Annotated in this window: 13 protein-coding genes; 7 read left to right on the top strand and 6 right to left on the bottom strand. The window is 64.3% G+C overall.

All coding sequences use genetic code 11. The features are described from left to right. Nucleotides 1–2 precede the first annotated feature (2 nt). From cysS to ACM9ME_RS01710, 6 genes are read left to right on the top strand one after another with little or no spacing between them, the layout of a single operon-like run. Nucleotides 3–1,433 (top strand): cysteine--tRNA ligase, encoded by a 1,431-nt coding sequence (gene cysS, locus ACM9ME_RS01735; RefSeq protein ID WP_415641680.1) that lies wholly within the window; start codon nucleotides 3–5, stop codon nucleotides 1,431–1,433. After that, a complete protein-coding gene (locus tag ACM9ME_RS01730) occupies nucleotides 1,430–2,368 on the top strand; it encodes a D-2-hydroxyacid dehydrogenase (protein WP_415641679.1) in 939 nt (312 codons plus the stop codon). Before cysS ends, ACM9ME_RS01730 begins: the two co-directional genes overlap by 4 nt. A gap of 44 nt (nucleotides 2,369–2,412) precedes the next feature. After that, nucleotides 2,413–3,777 (top strand): multiheme c-type cytochrome, encoded by a 1,365-nt coding sequence (locus ACM9ME_RS01725; RefSeq protein WP_415641678.1) that lies wholly within the window; start codon nucleotides 2,413–2,415, stop codon nucleotides 3,775–3,777. Continuing rightward, nucleotides 3,774–5,660, top strand: a complete 1,887-nt coding sequence (locus tag ACM9ME_RS01720; RefSeq protein ID WP_415641677.1) for a heme-binding protein — start codon at nucleotides 3,774–3,776, stop codon at nucleotides 5,658–5,660. The genes ACM9ME_RS01725 and ACM9ME_RS01720 overlap by 4 nt, the downstream gene beginning before the upstream one ends. 48 nt (nucleotides 5,661–5,708) lie before the next feature. Beyond that, nucleotides 5,709–7,595 carry a hypothetical protein gene (locus ACM9ME_RS01715; protein WP_415641758.1) on the top strand — a complete coding sequence of 629 codons (1,887 nt, stop codon included), beginning with the start codon at nucleotides 5,709–5,711 and terminating at the stop codon, nucleotides 7,593–7,595. Beyond that, nucleotides 7,595–11,542, top strand: coding sequence for a multiheme c-type cytochrome (locus tag ACM9ME_RS01710; RefSeq protein WP_415641676.1), 3,948 nt, complete (start codon nucleotides 7,595–7,597; stop codon nucleotides 11,540–11,542). Before ACM9ME_RS01715 ends, ACM9ME_RS01710 begins: the two co-directional genes overlap by 1 nt. A gap of 38 nt (nucleotides 11,543–11,580) precedes the next feature. On the opposite strand, the gene ACM9ME_RS01705 is transcribed toward ACM9ME_RS01710, so the two are convergent. The 3 genes from ACM9ME_RS01705 to fabD form a co-directional block, all read right to left on the bottom strand. Then, nucleotides 11,581–12,981, bottom strand: coding sequence for an esterase-like activity of phytase family protein (locus ACM9ME_RS01705; RefSeq protein ID WP_415641675.1), 1,401 nt, complete (start codon nucleotides 12,979–12,981; stop codon nucleotides 11,581–11,583). Nucleotides 12,982–13,097: 116 nt separating this feature from the next. After that, nucleotides 13,098–13,835 (bottom strand): 3-oxoacyl-[acyl-carrier-protein] reductase, encoded by a 738-nt coding sequence (gene fabG / locus ACM9ME_RS01700; protein WP_415641674.1) that lies wholly within the window; start codon nucleotides 13,833–13,835, stop codon nucleotides 13,098–13,100. A 2-nt stretch (nucleotides 13,836–13,837) separates the two neighbouring features. Further along, complete coding sequence (gene fabD / locus ACM9ME_RS01695) at nucleotides 13,838–14,770, bottom strand: ACP S-malonyltransferase (protein ID WP_415641673.1); 933 nt, start codon at nucleotides 14,768–14,770, stop codon at nucleotides 13,838–13,840. A gap of 80 nt (nucleotides 14,771–14,850) precedes the next feature. Between fabD and ACM9ME_RS01690 the strand changes: the two genes are divergently transcribed. Continuing rightward, nucleotides 14,851–16,590 carry an N-acyl-D-amino-acid deacylase family protein gene (locus ACM9ME_RS01690; RefSeq protein WP_415641672.1) on the top strand — a complete coding sequence of 580 codons (1,740 nt, stop codon included), beginning with the start codon at nucleotides 14,851–14,853 and terminating at the stop codon, nucleotides 16,588–16,590. On the opposite strand, the gene ACM9ME_RS01685 is transcribed toward ACM9ME_RS01690, so the two are convergent. The 3 genes from ACM9ME_RS01685 to ACM9ME_RS01675 are packed head-to-tail and all read right to left on the bottom strand — an operon-like array spanning nucleotide 16,591 to nucleotide 18,131. Then, nucleotides 16,591–16,830, bottom strand: a complete 240-nt coding sequence (locus ACM9ME_RS01685; protein ID WP_415641671.1) for a hypothetical protein — start codon at nucleotides 16,828–16,830, stop codon at nucleotides 16,591–16,593. Nucleotides 16,831–16,833: 3 nt separating this feature from the next. Beyond that, nucleotides 16,834–17,385: a hypothetical protein gene (locus ACM9ME_RS01680; RefSeq protein WP_415641670.1), complete on the bottom strand. Its 552-nt coding sequence runs from the start codon at nucleotides 17,383–17,385 to the stop codon at nucleotides 16,834–16,836. Next, nucleotides 17,382–18,131, bottom strand: a complete 750-nt coding sequence (locus ACM9ME_RS01675) for a class I SAM-dependent methyltransferase (protein WP_415641669.1) — start codon at nucleotides 18,129–18,131, stop codon at nucleotides 17,382–17,384. Before ACM9ME_RS01675 ends, ACM9ME_RS01680 begins: the two co-directional genes overlap by 4 nt. Nucleotides 18,132–18,399 lie beyond the last annotated feature (268 nt).

Below are 18,399 nucleotides of genomic sequence, written 5' to 3'. Positions count from 1 at the left end.
TGATGCCGCCGCTTCGCTTATTCGACAGCCTCACCCGCTCGGTCCGTGATTTCGTGCCGATCGAGGCCGGCCATACGCGCGTTTATTCGTGCGGGCCGACGGTCTATCATTACGCGCATCTCGGAAACCTGCGCGCCTATGTCTTCACCGACACGTTGACGCGCGCGTTGCGCCTGTCGGGGCTGGAGGTGACGCACGTCATCAACATCACCGATGTCGGCCATCTGACGTCGGACGCCGATGCCGGCGACGACAAGATGGAGACCGCGGCGGCGCGCGAATCAAAATCGATCTGGGATATCGCCGCGCATTACACGCAAGCTTTCAAGGCCGATGTCGCCGCGCTTAACATCCACGAACCGAGCCGTTGGACCGTTGCCACCGAACATGTCCCCCAGATGATCGAATTCGGACAGAAGATTGCCGACGAACATTGTTACGCGCTGCCGACCGGCTTGTATTTCGACACGTCGACCGTCCCTGACTACGGGCGGCTCGCGGGCCACGCCGCGGGTCCGGTCGAAAGCCGCATCGGGGATGTCGACGGCAAGCGCCATGCCTCCGATTTTGCGATCTGGCGCGCATCACCACCGGGCGAACAACGGCAGATGGAATGGGATTCGCCCTGGGGCAAAGGCGCGCCAGGCTGGCACCTCGAATGTTCGGTGATGTCGATCGACTATCTCGGTCAGCAATTCGACATCCACACCGGCGGGATCGATCATCGCGAGATTCATCATCCCAACGAAATCGCGCAAAACCAGGCATTCACCGGTACCGATTGCACCGGCGCCAATTGGTGGATGCACAATAATTTTCTGGTCATGCGTGACGGGAAAATGTCGAAATCCAAAGGCGAGTTCGCGACGCTGGCCAGCATCGTCGACAAGGGCGTCCACCCCCTCGCCTATCGCCTGATGTGCCTCGGCGCGCATTACCGTAGCGAGTTGGAGTTTTCAGGGGAGAACCTGCTCGCCGCGCTTACCCGGCTCAAGCGGATGGTGATGCAGCTCGAATCATTGCGCACAAAAGCCGATAGCGACGTTGCCGTCACTGCCGCCGCCCAAGCGTTACTCGATCGGTTCGCTGACGCGGTGGCGGACGATTTGAACCTGCCCAAGGCACTTCCGCTGCTCGAAGAAGCGCTGACGACCAAGGCATTTTCGGCGGCGCTGCGCCTTCACCTCGTGGAACATATGGATCAGGTTTTCGGCTTACGCCTTGACGGCCTGACCCGCGCCGACCTTCGCGTGCGCCCAAAGAGCGCAACCATCGCCGAAGAAGCCATCGAAACGGCCCTTGCCGCCCGCAAGGACGCCCGCGCCAATAAGGACTTTGCCCGTTCGGACGTGTTGCGCGACGAACTTATCGCAAAGGGCGTCGATGTGATGGACGGTGACCCATTGGGTTGGGATTGGAGACCAAGCCTGTGACCATCGCCGTGCTACCCGCTTTGGCTCGCCCGTTGCTTGAACCCCATCTCCCGAAAGGCGTAGAGGCACGCTGGTTTGCGTCGAAGGCGGACGCGTTCGACTTTGCGCCGGACGCTGAAATCGGCTGGCTGGACATGTACGACAAGGCGGAAATGGCCGAAGCGATCAGCCGCGCCACCAATCTGAAGTGGCTAACGTCAGTCTATGCGGGCGTGGACGGCATGCCGCTCGACCTGCTGCGCGAACGCGGCACCGTCGTCACCAACGGTGCGGGGATCAATGCCCTGACGATCGCCGAATATGTGGTGATGGGGATGCTGACCGTCGCCAAGGGATATGACGATGTAGTTCGAGCGCGTGACCGGCACGAATGGCTGCAGGATTCGCCGGGCAAGATCGAACTTGCGGGTAGCAAGGCGCTGCTGCTCGGGGCCGGGGCGATCGGCACCTTGGTCCGCACGCGGCTGGAAGCGTTCGACATTGACGTCGTCACAGTTCGCCGAACGCCGGGTGCGGGAGAGATCGGCCCGAAAGATTGGCGCCCGCGCCTCGGCGAGTTCGACTGGATCATCCTTGCGGTTCCCGCGACGCCCGATACCGACGGGATGATCGGCGCCGCTGAACTCGCCGCGATGAAATCCTCCGCCATGATCGTCAACGTCGCCCGCGGGACGGTGATCGATCAGGATGCGCTGATCGCGGCCTTAACCGACAAGCGCATTGCGGCGGCATTTCTCGATGTCACGACGCCCGAACCATTGCCGCTCGAACACCCCTTATGGGCGCTGCCGAACGCGCATCTCACGATGCATTTGTCGGGGCGGGCGCAAAACAAGATGTTCGTGCGCGCGGCGGAGCGGTTCATCGCCAATCTCGGGCGCTGGCAACGCGGTGAATCACTGCAACATCAGGTCGACTTGACGCTCGGCTATTGATAGCAAGGCCCCAGCACGGGGGCACGATGCTGTTGAAGGGGACGATGAACAAGAAGCGAGCCGGTCTGGCGGGGGCATTTTTGTGCCTCGCGCTGGCAGGAATCGCGTTGCTGATCGCATTGACCGGCCCCAGCCGTGCCGCCCTCCCCAACGACGCGACGCATCTCGGCGTCGCCAGCTGCGGCGGGACGACCTGCCACGGTCGCCAATATGCCGATGGCAAGGTGGTGCGTCAGGACGAGATTCTGCGCTGGCAGGAACCTTCGGCTTCGGGGGGGGCGCATAGTCGCGCCTTCGGCGTGCTCGGCAATGCGCGCGGTCGACAGATCGCGGCACGCCTCGGCCTCGGCAATCCGCAGGCCGCGACCGAATGTCTCGGGTGTCATTCCGACCCGGGCAAGCGCGGCGGGCAATTCCACCTGAGCGACGGCGTGGGCTGCGAAGCGTGCCACGGCGGCGCGCAAAACTGGCTCGCGAGCCACTATGCCGTCGGCGGCACACACAGCGCCAATGTCGCGCGCGGCATGGTCCCGCTCGACCGGCCGATGGCCAAGGCGGCGGTGTGCCTCGATTGCCATTTCGGATCGGCGGACGGCGGACAGTTCGTCACGCATCGCATGATGGCCGCGGGACACCCGCGCATCAGTTTCGAGCTCGACCTGTTCTCGACCCTGCAACAGCATTGGAACGAGGACGGCGATTATGCCGCTCGCAAAGGCCGCACCAACAATGTGCGTGTCTGGGCGGTTGGCCAGGCGATGGCGGTCGATCGCGCGCTGGGCCTGTTCGTCGGATCGCTGGGACAGGATGGCGCGTTCCCGCAATTCACCTTCTACGATTGCCACAGCTGCCACCGCGCGATCCGCGATGGCGCCAGCTTCTCGCCGACCGTGCTGGCCAATCCCGGCCGACCGCTCCCGCCGGGCAGCCCGCCGTTCAATGACGAAAACATGATCATGCTCTCGGCGGCCGCGCGCATTGCCGCGCCCGAACTGGCGCAGCGGTTCGATGCAGACAGCCGCGCGTTCCACGCCGCGATGGCGCAGGGCCGTCCACAAGCGATCGCCGCCGCCGCCAGGTTGCGCACCTCGGCCCAGACGCTTGCCGCCACGTTCAACGGCACCGCCTTCTCGCGCCAGCAGACGTTCGCCATGCTCGACGCGATAGGCAGCGAAGCCATCGCCCCGCGCTTCACCGATTATGCCGGCAGCACCCAGGCGGTGATGGCGATGGACACGTTGCTTGGGGGGCTGGTGGCACAGGGGTCGGTCAGCGCGGCCAACGCTGCTGCGGTGCGCGGCGACATCAACCGCGCATACGCCGCGGTCCGCGATCCCAATGCGTACAAGCCGCTCGAATACCGCCAGGCTTTGGGCAGCGCGATCCGTGGCATCCGGTCGCTGCGGTGAAACGCGCCATTGCTTCATTGACGACGCTGGCGTTCGTCCTCGCGTCATGCGGTGGTGGCGGGACGCCGGACACCAGCACGTCGCCCGCCGCGCCGTCTCCGGCACCGACGACGGCACTGTACACGCCGCCCGCGCGCGTCGGCTTGACGACGGTCGAGGTGTCGCAAATCGTCGCGCAGGCTTCGGCAGAAGCCTCGGCGCGCGGCAAGCCCGCGGTCATCGCGGTGGTCGATCGCGTCGGCAACGTCCTCGCGCTGTTCCGCATGACCGGGGCGCGATCCAGCATGCACATCGCCGATGCGCCCAACGGCCAGAATTTCGATGCTCAGGGACTGTCGGCATCGCAGGAATTCGGCGCGATTTCCAAGGCGGTGACCGGCACTTATCTGTCGTCGGACCAGAACGCCTTTTCGACGCGCACCGCCAGCCAGATCGTCCAGCAGCATTTCCCGCCCGCGCCGAACACGGTCGGACTGGAAAGCGGCCCGCTGTACGGTGTCCAGTTCTCGCAACTGCCGTGCTCGGATTTCAATACGCGGTTCGGGACCGGTGCGCCGCTGATCGGTCCCAAACGCGCGCCGCTGGGCCTTGCCGCGGATGCCGGCGGGTTTCCGCTGTACAAGAACGGCACACTGGTCGGCGGCATCGGCGTGATGTCCGACGGCCTCTATGATTTCGATCCCGATATCCTCGACGTCGATGCCAGCGATGACGAGGCCATCGCGCTGGCCGGGACGATCGGGTTCGACGCACCGACCATCGTCACCGCCGACCGGATCACGATCGACGGCACATCGCTGCGGTACAGCGACGCGACGCGCGCCGTGCTGAAGAGCAATCCGGCGACGCCACCGGCGTTTGCCAGCCTGCCCGGCGCGTTAGTCGCGCTCAGCGGCTATTCGTCCGCGGTCGTCAGCGCGGGCGCGATTTACGGCACCGAATCCTCTGGCGTCCGCGCTGCAACTGCATCCGAATTCTCGAACCCCGATGCGTTCATCTTCACCGATGGCGCCGGCAATCCTCGCTTTCCGATCCGCGCTGGCACCGATGGGTTGATCACCGCCACCGAAGCCCGCACTTTACTCGAGGAAGCCTTCACGATCATGAGCCGGGCGCGGGGCCAGATCCGCCGCCCCGTCGATAGCCGTGCCCAGGTCTCGATCAGCCTGGTCGACACCAATGGCGCGGTGCTGGGCATCGTTCGCGCCCCGGATGCGGGGATCTTCGGCAGCGACGTCTCGCTGCAAAAGGCGCGCACCGCCGTGTTCTTCTCCAGTGCCACGGCGGGGGCCGTGCTCGACGCCGATCCGCGGACCGAGGTTCAGTTCTACGCCAATGCCGCGCGTGCATTTCTTGGGCCAACGGCGCTGACCGGGAAATACGCTTTTACCGACCGCGCCAACGGCAATCTGCATCGGCCTTATTTCCCCGATGGCGAGGTCGGCAGGCCGAATGGCCCCTTCTCGCGCTCGATCGAAGGGTTCAATCCGTTCTCGACGGGGCTGCAATCGGCGTTGATCGCGCTCAACCTCGCCGATGCGTTGAACAGCCGGTCGTCGCTGCGCTGCACCTCCACGCCCCGTCTCGGCAACGGCATCCAGATTTTCCCCGGCTCGGTGCCAATCTATCGCGGCAGCACGTTGATCGGCGCGATCGGCGTGTCGGGCGACGGTATCGATCAGGACGACATGATCGGCTTCCTCGGCACGTCGAATGCCGGGACGAAGCTGGGGACCGGGCTCGGTAACGCACCCGTGGCGATCCGGGCGGACCAGATCGTCATCGCGCTGCCGGGCTCACCCGGGGTGCGGCTGCGCTACATCTCCTGCCCGTTCGCGCCGTTCCTCGACACCAGCGACCAGAATGTGTGCGAGGGGCGCTGAGTGTTCGCGTTGCTCCTCGCCGCCCAAACCGCGACGACGCCCGCTGCGATGATGCCCGCCGTGCCGGTGCCGGTCGATGCCGCGCCACCTGAAGCCGCACCCCCGGAAACGACGCCGGACGACGCAATCATCGACGGCCGCCGCCGCCCCGGCTTCAACCTGCCGCTGCCCGACAAGGTGACGCAGGACAATAAGGGCGCGATCCAGGCGCCGCCGCCCGAAGCCTTCCCGCCCGACAGTTACGACTATGCCGTCCCCGATCGCTGGCGTCTGATGAAGACGTTGTGCGGCACGCTGGCGGGCGATCCGACGACGCGCGGCTTGTGCGGCCCGGTCGGCCACACGATCCGCGATCCCTATCATCAGAATGTGCTGAAGGGCGATCGCCCGCTTTGCATCGCCACCAAGGAAGAGAACGAACGCCGCAAACTCGCCGGCATCGCGCGCTGTGCGACGCCCGGCCTGCTCCACCACGACGACTGGTTCCTGGTGGTCAATCTGGCGTCCGATACCGTGATCGAACCGCGCAGTTTCCCCATCCCCGTCGGCGTCCAGACGACCAGCCGCCCCGGCAGCCTAGACGTGTTCGGGCGCAGCCAGAGCTTCGTCGCCGCGCAGACCTTCCTCGCCGGGTTCGATCTGTTCAAAGGCTCGACCGCGTACAAGCCGCCGGAGATCGAATATAAGGTCCAGCTGGCTTACCAGATCAACTATGCCGACGTGCCCGAACGGCGCATCCTTAACGTCCGTCCGTCGCGCAAGAACACCCGCTACGACCAGTTTTTCGGCGTGCAGGAAGCGTTTATCGATTACCACATCCGCAACACGTCGGCGCGCTACGATTTCGATTCCATCCGCATCGGCATCCAGCCGTTCCAGCAGGATTTCCGCGGCTTCCTGTTCCAGGATTCGCAGCTCGGCATTCGCCTGTTCGGCAATCGCGACGACAATCGCTGGCAGTATAACCTCGCCGCGTTCCGCCGCCTCGAAAAGGATACCAATTCGGGCCTGAACAGCGTGACCAAACGACCGCGCGACGATTATGTCTTTGCGGCGAATGCATACCGCCAGGATTTCCCGGTCGTCGGGCTGACCAGCGAGGTTTCGCTGACCTACAACCTCAACCGCGAGGGCGGCCGGATTGAGGTCGATACCAACGGCTTTCCCGTCCGCCCCGCTTTGCTCGGCGACTTGCGCGGACGCGATTACGACATCGTTTATGTCGGCTATTCGATGGATGGGCATATCGGCCGCATCAACCTGACCGGCAGCTTTTACGGCGCGTTCGGCGAGGATCGGAACAGCTTCTTCACTTCGCGGGCCACCGAAGTCCGCGCCTTCTTTGCAGCGGTAGAGCCGTCGATCGATCTCGACTGGGTTCGCCTGCGCGCCTCGGCATTGTACGCGACTGGCGACAAGAACCCGTACGACAATCGTGAAACCGGGTTCGACGCGATCTTCGAAAACCCGGTCTTCGCGGGTGCAGACACCAGCTACTGGATCCGCCAGTCGATCCCGTTCGCGGGCGGCGGGCGCGCCATCGGCATCAACGGGCGCAACGGCATCCTGAACTCGCTGCGGTCGTCGAAGGAACAGGGTCAGTCGAACTTCAACAATCCCGGCACGATCCTCGCCGGGGTCGGCTTCGACGCCGATGTCACGCCCAAATTCCGCTTGTCGGGCAACCTCAACCATTTGTGGTTCGAAAACACCGCGACGCTTCAGGCGCTGCGATCGGAAGGCAGCATCCCGCGCTCGATCGGCTATGATGCCAGCCTCGCCGCCATCGTCCGGCCCAAGGCGATCCAGAACGTCGTGTTCCGCCTGTCGGGCGCGGTGCTGCAACCGTCCAAAGGCTTCAAGGACCTGTTCACCAACAGCCGCCGCGATGGCCGCTATTACAGCGTCCTGTTCAACGCCATCGTGAGCTATTGATGCGCCGTCTGCTCGCTCTCGTCGCGTTGCTGCTCGCAATTCCGGCCGTCAGTCTCGCATCCGACGCGGAAAAACCGGTAATGCGCCACTATCCCGTCACGCCCCCCGCGCCGGCGACGCAGACGGCCGAGGAAGCGCAGAGCAAATCCGCCGGCTGTCTCAGCTGCCACACGGCGACCGACGCGCTGTCGATGCACAAATCGGACGCGGTCGTGCTCGGTTGCGCCGACTGCCACGGTGGCGACGCGACCGTCACCCTCGCCGACCGCCGCCTGAAGCCCGACGACCCTGCCTATCGCGCCACGCTGTCCCGCGCGCACGTCATGCCGCGCTTTCCCAAGGCGTGGAACTGGCCGTCGTCCGCCAATCCGCGTGCCAGTTATACCTTGCTCAACAAGGAATCGCCCGAGTTCGTCCGGTTCGTGAACCCCTCCGATTACCGTGTCGCGCGCGAAAGCTGCGGCGCGTGCCACATGGAGGTGATCCAGGCGGCCGAACGCTCGATCATGGCGTCGGGCGCGATGCTGTGGGGCGGCGCGAGCTACAATAACGGCATCGTGCCGTTCAAGAATTACGTCTTCGGCGAGGCCTATACCCGCGAAGGCGAACCGGCGAAGATCGTCAGCCCCGGCGATCCGCCCGGCACCGTCACGCCCGAACAGAAAGCGCGCGGCGCCCTCCCCGCGCTCTACCCGCTGCCCACGTGGCACGTCGTTCCGCCCGCCGACATTTTCCGCGTCTTCGAACGTGGCGGGCGCAATATCAGCACGGGCTTTGCCGAGGTCGGCATTCCCAATTCGACCGGCAGCATTCAGCGGCTGGAAGAGCCCGGCCGCCCCGATCTGAAGCAGAGCAATCGCGGTCCGGGTACGGGCCTGCGCGTGGCCATCCCGGTTCTCAACATCCACAAGACGCGGTTGAACGACCCGTTCACCTGGTTCCTTGGCACCAACGACCAACCGGGCGATTACCGCTCATCGGGCTGCGCGTCGTGCCATGTGGTCTATGCCAACGACCGCGAGCCGCGCCATTCCTCGGTCTGGGCGAAATACGGCCGCGACGGGCAAACCGCGACGATCGATCCGACGATCAAGGACAAGCTCGAAGGCCCGCCCGATCATCACGACGTGTTCGGCAGCGTCGCGGTCAATGGCGATGCCACGCGCGAACCCGGGCAAAAGGAAAAGGGCCATCCGGTCGAACACGCCTTCACCCGCGCGATTCCGACCAGCCAGTGCATGACCTGTCACATGCATCAGCCGAACATCTTCCTGAACTCGTTCCTCGGCTACACGATGTGGGATTATGAATCCGACGCGCCGGCCATGTGGGGCGACAAGCAGGCCTATCCGACTGCGGAAATGCGCCGCCGGGTGCTCGACCGGAACCCCGAAATGGCCGCGACGCACGCGCCGTGGGCGGACCTCGACGTGCTCCGCAACACCTATGACAAGAATCCGGGGCTGAAGGACACGCAGTTCGCCGATTATCACGGCCATGGCTGGAATTTCCGCGCGATTTTCAAACGCGACCGCGAGGGCAATCTGCTCGATGCGGAGGGCAAGATCGTCAGCCCCGACGATCCCGAGAAATGGCGCAAGAATGGCGAAGGCAAGTTCGTCCCCGTCGGCACCAACCCCGGCAAGACCGTCCATATGATGGATATCCATGCCGAAAAGGGCATGCAGTGCGCCGACTGCCACTTCGCGCAGGACAATCACGGCAACGGCCTGATCATGACCGAAGTCGCCAATGCGGTCGAAATCGGGTGCAAGGATTGCCACGGCACCGCCGATAAACTGCCGACGCTATTGACCAGCGGCCCCGCCGCGCCTCCCGGCGGCACCAATCTGACGCTGGCGCGCAATCCCGATGGCCAGCGCCGCTTCGAATGGTCGACCGACGACAGCGGGCGGCAGGTCCTCGTGCAACGCTCGGCCAGCGATCCGAAGCTCGAATGGCGCGTCCATCTGGTCAAGGACTCGGTCGATCCGACCTATTCCGGTTTCAACATCAAGGCGGCACGCGCCAAGCTGATGGGCTTGTCCGATCGCATGCAATGGGGGCCGGGCGTCCCGGCGTCCGCGCGCGCGCACGGCGACGACAAGATGACCTGCTTCACCTGTCACTTGTCGTGGACGACGTCGTGCGGCGGCTGCCATCTGCCGATCGAGGCCAACTGGAAAACCACCAGTCACAAATATGGCGGTGAGGAAACGCGCAACTGGGCGAGTTACAACCCCCAGGTCGCGCGCGACGACATGTTCCAGCTTGGGCGCCACCAGACGACCAAGGGCAACATCATCGCGCCCGTCCGTTCGACTTCAGCGCTGGTGCTCAGTTCGACCAACGTCAATCGTGAACGGATCTACATTCAACAGCCGCCGATCTCCGCGATCGGCTTCTCGTCACAAGCTTTTGCGCCGCATTTCCCGCACACCGTGCGCACGACCGAGACAAAGACCTGTTCTGACTGCCACCTCTCCGCTGCGGAGGACAATAACGCGATCATGTCGCAGCTGATGCTGCTCGGCACCAATTTCGTGAATTTCGTCGGGATGAACGCCTGGACCGGCCTGGCAGGCGGGTTCGAAGCGATCCGCGTCACCGAATGGGAGGAACCGCAGGCGGTCATCGGCTCGTACCTCCAGCGCTGGGCCTATCCCGATTATTACAAACAGCATCTCGCGCATGATCGCGAGCTGATCGACTGGCAGCGCGGCACGGTGCTCGACAAGCATTTGTCAGGCGAAACCAACGCGCCGGAACTGTTCCGCAACGTCGTTCAGGGCACCAGCGACGCGGCGAATTGCCTGCAGCTCCGCGGCGAATATATGTTCGTCGCCGAAGGGCGCGGCGGTTTCCGCGCTTACGACGTCGCCTCGATCGCCAACAAAGGCTTCTCGAACCCGATCGTCAGTGCACCATTTTCGAAACTGGGCCAGGATCTGCACATCGCCAGCCCCAATGCCACCTGCATGGCGCTGCCGACCGACCAGCCGATCGCGCCGACGCGCAACACCCAGGCAATGCGCGATGCCAATCAGGAACAGGCATTCCATCCGATCTATCACTATGCCGTGATCACCGACGCGGTGGAGGGGCTGATCCTCGCCAATGTCGATACGCTGGCCGATGGCGAGTTCCGCAACAACCGGCTCACGCGCGCGCTGACGTGGAACCCGGGCGGCGTGCTGACCGGGGCGCGGCACATCACGCTCGCCGGGCACATCGCCTATGTCACCACGCCGCATGGCTTGGCGGTGATCGACCTCGACGACCCGTTGAAGCCGGTGCTGACCGCGAACATTCCGCTCGACGATGCCCGCGCGACCGCAGTGCAGTTCCGCTATCTGTGGGTGACGACGCAACAGGGCTTGAAGCTGTTCGACGTCACCGACCTGACCCACCCACAGGCGCGGCCTTCGGGTGATGTCGCCCTCGCCGATGCGCACCGCGTCTATATCGCGCGGACCTATGCCTATGTCGCGGGCGGTGCCGAAGGGCTGGTGATCGTCAATGTCACCAAGCCGATGACCCCCGTGATCTACCGCAAGGAAACATTCGGCGGAAAAATGAACGATGCCCGCGACGTGATCGTCGGCAGCACCAACGCCTCGCTGTTCGCCTATGTCGCGGACGGCAAGAACGGCCTCAAGGTCATCCAGCTGACCAGCCCCGCCAGCCAGCCCAATTTCTACGGCTTCTCGCCCGCGCCGATGCCCGAACTGATCGCCTGGGCGAAGACGCCGTCACCCGCGCTGGCGCTGAGCAAGGGCCTCGACCGCGACCGAGCCGTCGATGAAACCGGCGGCCAGATTGCGGTGTTCGGCCGCCTCGGCAGCCGCCCCTTCACCCGCAGCGAGATGGAACGCCTGTTCCTCGGTCGCCGCGGCGTGCCTTATAAAGTCGTCGATACCGCCAGCATGGCGGATTACCTGAAATAGAATTCGGGGCGGGAACCCTCGCTCCCGCCCCGAATTGATCAGACCCGGGTCAGTCGGCGGGCCCGCTTGCGCAGTGCCGTGCCCGCCATGCCGAAGCCCATGAGCAGCATTGCCCACACGTCGGGCTCGGGGATCGCGGCGACCGATTGCGCCGTCAGCCCGGGCAGGTCGCCGTCCTTGAACCCGTAAACGAACACGCGGCTCGGTCCGGCCGAAGCGGGCACAAAGTCGTTGTCGTTGCCGATGAACAGCGTGTGATATGTCTCACCGTTCAGCACGACATCCTGACCAAAGGTGAAGCCCTCGATCTTCGATGGCACTTGCGTGTTGCCGCCCAATGCCGCCGACAGGCTGGGCACCAGATCGAGGAACAACGTCTTGCCGACCGACGCGTTTGCCGCGGCGGCACCGTTCAGGTTGGTGATGTCGGTCGCACCGCTCAGGTCGATGCGGAACAACTGCTTGACCGCAGCGGCGCTGCCATCGCCCAGCCCCTTGCCGTCACGCTCGTCGACCAGGAATTCATGATCGTTGATCGCCGTAATTTCGCTGACGCCCGAACCGTTGGTCAATTTGTAACCATATTCGTGCGTCGCGCCGGTGGCGATGTCGATGGTCACGATGCGGACCATCTTCTTGGTCGCATTGACCGAAGCATCCTGCGCCAGCGGTGCCTGCATGATGCCGACCAGAGTCTTGCCATCGGGGGTGATGGCCAGCCCTTCCATACCCTTATTGGCGACGCGACCCGTGGGATTGTTGGCGATTTCGGTGTCGCCTTTCGATGACAGATTGCTGATCGCCAGATTGCCGGGCAGCGCGTAGGTGCGGATCAACTCGCCCGAGCGGCGATCGAATTGGCGGACATAGGGGCCATATTCGTCGGACACGAACACGCTGTTGCCGTCATTGGACACACGCAGGCCCTCGGGGTCAAAGCGCGCATTGGCTGGATTGGTCGACAGGCCCGCGCCGAAATTGTCCGATCGCCCGCTGAAATAATATTTGCCGCTGGTATTCTGCGCGGGCGCGGCACCGGCGGCGTAGGTCAGCGCGGTCGGGCTCGACAGCAAGGTCGTCCCCTGAAGCACCGGCGTGAGCGAAAAGGGCAACGCGCCGCTCGTCGATGCCTTCAGGGTCAGGTCGACCGTATGGAAGCGCGAGATATACGACGTGGTGTCGTCGACTGCGGAGTTCCACGGCGTCGCATTGGGACCGCGGTCGGGCGCGAACAGGAACGTGGTGCCGCCAGCATAAGCCAGCGCCGAACCGATCCCGCCAAACACATTCGCCGCCAGTCCGTTCTCCAGATTGCCCGTCAGGCCCGAACGATCGGCGGTATTCTTGAAATCACCGATCGCCAGCAGGCGGACATCGGCGTGGGCGGCGGTCGCGGACAGGCTCGCCGCGATGGCGGCGGACAGTATGACGTGACGCATGATTTCCCCTTTGCAACCGCGCGGGGGGTCGCGCGGATTATCGCGCCGTTAACCATCGCAGATGACAGGCGAGTTGCGCGCCCGTTACAGTTTCAAGACTTAGGCATAAGCACGGTTCACAGCATCGCCATGCCACCATTCACGTGCAGCGTTTGCCCCGTGACGTACCCCGCCTCGCGGCTCGCGAGATAGACGACGGCGGCGGCGATATCGTCGCCGGTGCCCATCGCGCCCGCCGGAATGCGCGCGTTGAGCGCGTCCTTCTGCGCGTCGGGCAGCCCTTCGGTCATCGCGGTGGCGATGAACCCGGGTGCGACGCAATTGGCGGTCACGCCGCGGCTCGCCAGTTCCTGCGCCACAGATTTGGTCATCGCGACCAGGCCGCCCTTCGACGCGGCGTAATTGGCCTGCCCCGGATTGCCGGTGGTGCCGACCACGCTGGTCACCGAGATGATCCTCCCGAACCGCGCCTTCATCATCGGCTTGGCGGCGGCGCGCATCAGACGGAACGCGGCCTCCAAGTTGACGCCGATCACCGCCGCCCACTCCTCGTCCTTCATCCGCATCAACAGATTGTCGCGCGTCACCCCGGCATTGTTGACGAGGATATCGAGCTTGCCGCCCAACGCCTCGACCGCCTGCGGCACCAGTGCATCGACCGCTGCCGGGTCTGACAAATCGCACGGCAAAGTCACCGCGCCCTCCATCCCCTGCGCCGCCTCGGCCAATTTATCAGCCCGCGTCCCCGAAAGCGCCACTCGCGCGCCCTGCGCCGCCAGAGCCCGCGCCACCGACGATCCGATCCCGCCGCTCGCACCAGTTACCAACGCAGTCATCCCGGTCAGATCGAACATGCTCAAATCTCCTTCGCCAGCGCTTCGACATCGTCCATCGAGACCACGCTGCGCGTCACCATGTCGGGGGCGATGCGCTTGACCATCGGGCTTAAAACCTTGCCGCCGAATTCGACGACCTCGGTCACGCCCGCCGTCCACATTGCCTCGACGCTTTCGCGCCAGCGGACCGTGCCCGTGACTTGCTGCACCAACAGCCGCCTGATGTCGTCCGGATCGGTCACCGGCGCGGCGGTGACGTTGGCGTAGACCGGCACCAGCGGCCCCTGCATCGCCACCGCCGCCAGCGCCGCATCCATCACGTCCGCCGCCGGCGCCATTAGCGAACAATGGAACGGCGCGCTCACCGCCAGCGGCAGCGCGCGCTTGGCCCCACGTTCCTTGGCCAGTTCCATCGCCCGCGCGACGGCCCCGGCATGGCCTGAAATGACCACCTGCCCGCCGCCATTGTCGTTCGCCGCCTGACAGACTTCGCCATCGGCGGCCTCCGCAGCCACTGCTGCCGCCGCGTCGAAATCGAGACCCAGCAGCACTGCCATGGCGCCCTCACCGACCGGCACCGCCGCCTGCATCGCTTCACCACGGACCTTCAACAGCCGCGCAGTCGTCGCCAGGTCGAACGCCTCCGCCGCACACAAGGCGGTATATTCGCCCAGCGAATGCCCGGCCACGAAATCGGACTTGTCCGCCAACCGCACGCCCCCCGCTTCAAGCACGCGCAACACCGCGATCGCATTGGCCATGATCGCCGGCTGGGCATTTTCGGTGAGCATCAATTGGTCGTCCGGCCCCTCGCGCATCAGCCTCGACAAATTCTGCCCCAGCGCATCGTCGACTTCCTGAAACACCGCCCGCGCCGCCGCACTGGCATCGGCCAGCGCCGATCCCATGCCCACCGCCTGGCTCCCCTGCCCCGGGAAGATGAATGCACGCATCGAAACTCTCCTTTGTCGCGGGCACTAGGCGGAACGCGCAAACCGGTGCAAGCTGCCGTCAAAACGAGAGAGGATATCCGATGCACGACCTCGTCATTCGCGGCGGCACCATCGTCGATGGCTCGGGCGGCGCGCCGTTCACTGGCGACATTGCCATCGATGGAAGCACGATCACCCGGATCGGCAACGTCACCGCCAATGGCCGCGAGGAGATCGACGCGAACGGCAAGATCGTCGCCCCCGGCTTTGTCGATATCCACACGCATTACGATGGCCAGGCGACCTGGGACCAGGAAATGGCCCCATCGTCATGGCACGGCGTCACCACCGTCGTCATGGGCAATTGCGGCGTCGGCTTCGCGCCCGCCGCGCCCGACCGCCATCAATGGCTGATCGAATTGATGGAGGGCGTCGAGGACATTCCCGGCACCGCGCTGGCGGAGGGGATGAAGTGGAATTGGGAGACCTTTCCGCAATATCTCGATGCGCTCGACGAACTGCCGCGGACCATCGATGTCGCGACGCATGTGCCGCACGGCGCGGTGCGCGCCTATGTCATGGGTGATCGCGGCGCGAGGAACGAGGCGCCGACCGAAACCGACATCGCGCGCATGTCGGCAATCGTCGAAGAAGGCCTTCGCGCCGGAGCTCTCGGCTTCTCGACGTCGCGCACTATCCTGCACAAATCGATCGACGGCGAACTGGTCCCCGGCACGACCGCGACCAAGGAAGAACTGATCGGCATCGGCCGCGCTATGGGCCGCGCCGGGCAAGGCGTGTTCGAAATGGCATCCGACCTGAAGCGCGAATGGAACGAGTTCGAGTGGATGGGCGAGCTCAGCCGCGAAACCGGCCTGCCCGTGACCTTTGCCGCGCTGCAATCGATCGCCAAGGAATTGCCGCTCGACGAACAGATCGCGACGATGCGCGCCGAAAATGCGAAGGGCGCGAACATCGTCGCGCAGATCGCGTTGCGCGGCACCGGCATTATCATGGCGTGGCAGGGCACGGTGCACCCGTTCCGCTTCAAACCGGCCTGGACCAGCATCGAAGCACTGCCCTGGGCCGAGCAGCTCTCGCATTTGCAGGACCCCTCGTTCAAGGCGCGAATGCTGTCCGAAGACAATGTCTGGCCCGAAAGCGACGTGCTCGACCTGCTGAAGATCGTCGCCGGCGGCTGGTTCATCCAGTTCGAGATGGATCCCGATTTCGATTATGAGCCGCCCGCCGGCGCCAGCATCATGGCACGCGCCGCCGCCGCCGGCGTGGCGGGCGACGAATATGCCTACGACTTGCTGATGAAGGACGAGGGAAAGGGCTTCATCTACTTCCCGATCCTCAATTACGCCGACGGCAATCTCGACTTCCTCGAAACGCTGCAGCGCGCGGACGATACCGTCAATTCGCTCAGCGACGGCGGCGCGCATTGCGGCACGATTTGCGATGGAGCCTCGCCGACCTTCATGCTCCAGCATTGGGTGCGCGACCGCGCGCGCGGCCGCGTGCCGATCGAACACGCGATCAAACGCCAGTGCCGCGACACCGCCGTGCTTTACGGCATGGACGACCGCGGCCTCCTCGCGCCCGGCTACCTCGCCGACATTAACGTCATCGACATGGCCGCGATCAAGCTCGGCAAGCCCTGGCTCGCCTTCGACCTCCCCGCTGGCGGCAAGCGCCTGCTCCAAAAAGCCGAAGGCTATGTCGCGACGATCAAATCCGGCGAGGTAACGTTTCGGAATGGCAAGTACCTCGGCACCCACCCCGGCCGCCTGATCCGTGGACCACAACGAGAGCCAATGGCGCTAGCGGCGGAGTGATCAGGCGATCGCTTCGATGCCCTCATCGGTGCGGTCTGCCGCAAGCGCATGCCGCCCGGTTCTGATCCACTTGATTATGACAATGATGGCGACAACCGGAACGCCAAAGCTGATATTCCACGGACCATAGTTGGGACGAAGAGCGCCAGCGGCGAACAACAAGGCGAAAATCGGCTGAAAGAACCAGATCCCAGTTGTCCAGTTTAGAGAGAAGCTGGTTACGCCGATCAAGCTGCCCAAGGTCTACAGCCAGCGCTTTTTCAACCATTTGCGTCGCCAGATCAGTGTCACGGCGGTAACGCACGTCACAAAACTAATAACCGCTATTGCCAGAACGAAATAGCCAAATCCGCCCGCCTGCCCGTTCGAAAAATCATTGGCCGCCAGCGGATCGCTGTTCCACGCTTGGACCCAAAAACCGGCCATATCCATCTCGGCATCGGTGCCGAGCATCACCACGGTGACGCTCGCCCATTTGTCGCCCGCGCCGCCGATCAGCGTGTAGTTCTTGCGCGTGAGCTCGCCGCTCATCTTAAAGACGTTCAGGCCGACGATCTTGAAGTCGCCGGGAACTAGCCGGAGCACAGGCCGCACCGCCGCCACCAGCTTGGGCACCTGTGGTGACAAAGCTGGCTGCGAATACCGGTCGACTGCCGGAACATCCCCGGCGCGCGCCGCTTGGACCAGTTGCTTGACGGTCTGCTGTTCCTGACTTGTGGCCAGCTTATCGATGAAAGTTTGCTCGCTGCACGCCGCTAGCCAAAGCAACGCGACGAGCAGGGCGAGAAGCTTCATTTCCCCTTCCGAAACCGCAACATGAACTGATCGGTCTTCCCGCGAATTTCGGGCGCGAACACGCTGGCGGTGTGCGGGTCGGCGACGTTAGCGAAGGTCGTCATGTCCTTGGCCTCCAGCTTGAAACCTGCCTTGGTCAGTGCCGCGATGACTGCCGCCGGATCGATGCGGTGGAGGCTGTCCGAAGCGGTCGTGCCGCTGCCCGCGACCGCCGCATGGTCGACGACGACCAGCACGCCGCCGGGTTTCAGCGCCGCGAACAACGCCGCCGCCGCGCGGTCGCCTTCGCCCGCGGGCCACGGCTTCAGGTACAGATCGTGAAAATTCTGGATCGTGACGATGGCATCCAGCTTTTCGGGAAAGGCCGGTGCATCGAACGGGCTGATGACCGGGTCGGCATTCGGGAACGCCGCATGGATGCCGTTGGGGGCATCCGCATAGCTCGGCTTGAACTTGATGAACTCGGCGGGTTGAAACGCATAGACCTTGCCCTTCGGCCCGACTGCGCTGGCGAGGATGCGGCTGAAATAGCCGCCGCCGGTGACGAAATCGCCGATATGCTGGCCGGGCTTTACGCCCATGAACTGCAGCACCACTTCGGGCTTGCGCGCGGCATCCTTGGCGCGATCGTCCGCCGGACGCGCCGGGTTGGCCAGCACTTCGGCATAGGGTGACATATACATTGTCTTCGCCGTCAGCGGGACCGCCACAGCGAGCATGCCAGCCGTCAAAATAATCCGTCTCATGGCCAATCTCCCATCCCCACACCGCCATTGATTCATGGCGATTCATGCCGATTCATGTCTCCTTTCGATCATGAATCCGGAAGACCGGCGTTCCGTCGATGGAGCGAATCGTCTTGATGCGAGCATGCATCGGCGTGCCGTGTGTAGGAAAGTGAATTCGCGCCGCGCTTGCGTTTCGCGCCCCTCCCCGCTACGGGCCGCAACCTTGAAGAAGGCCGGAGGGGCGTTTCCGCATGGTGCGGCGTCAGCGATCGGCAGGAAGGACAGC

Source organism: Sphingomonas antarctica, from assembly GCF_965137005.1.
In the GTDB taxonomy this organism is placed as follows: Bacteria; Pseudomonadota; Alphaproteobacteria; order Sphingomonadales; family Sphingomonadaceae; genus Sphingomonas_O; species Sphingomonas_O antarctica.
Note: the sequence above shows the minus strand (reverse complement) of the source record. Positions and strands in the feature narration are given on the sequence as shown.

What these genes read in the sequence shown, in the direction of transcription:
- ACM9ME_RS01690 (WP_415641672.1), top strand. Translation starts at nt 14,851, where the DNA reads ATGCACGACCTCGTCATTCGCGGCGGCACCATCGTCGATGGCTCGGGC.
- ACM9ME_RS01725 (WP_415641678.1), top strand. Translation starts at nt 2,413, where the DNA reads ATGAACAAGAAGCGAGCCGGTCTGGCGGGGGCATTTTTGTGCCTCGCG.
- fabD (WP_415641673.1), bottom strand. Translation starts at nt 14,770, where the DNA reads ATGCGTGCATTCATCTTCCCGGGGCAGGGGAGCCAGGCGGTGGGCATG.
- fabG (WP_415641674.1), bottom strand. Translation starts at nt 13,835, where the DNA reads ATGTTCGATCTGACCGGGATGACTGCGTTGGTAACTGGTGCGAGCGGC.
- ACM9ME_RS01710 (WP_415641676.1), top strand. Translation starts at nt 7,595, where the DNA reads ATGCGCCGTCTGCTCGCTCTCGTCGCGTTGCTGCTCGCAATTCCGGCC.
- ACM9ME_RS01715 (WP_415641758.1), top strand. Translation starts at nt 5,709, where the DNA reads ATGATGCCCGCCGTGCCGGTGCCGGTCGATGCCGCGCCACCTGAAGCC.
- cysS (WP_415641680.1), top strand. Translation starts at nt 3, where the DNA reads ATGCCGCCGCTTCGCTTATTCGACAGCCTCACCCGCTCGGTCCGTGAT.
- ACM9ME_RS01675 (WP_415641669.1), bottom strand. Translation starts at nt 18,131, where the DNA reads ATGAGACGGATTATTTTGACGGCTGGCATGCTCGCTGTGGCGGTCCCG.
- ACM9ME_RS01680 (WP_415641670.1), bottom strand. Translation starts at nt 17,385, where the DNA reads ATGAAGCTTCTCGCCCTGCTCGTCGCGTTGCTTTGGCTAGCGGCGTGC.
- ACM9ME_RS01705 (WP_415641675.1), bottom strand. Translation starts at nt 12,981, where the DNA reads ATGCGTCACGTCATACTGTCCGCCGCCATCGCGGCGAGCCTGTCCGCG.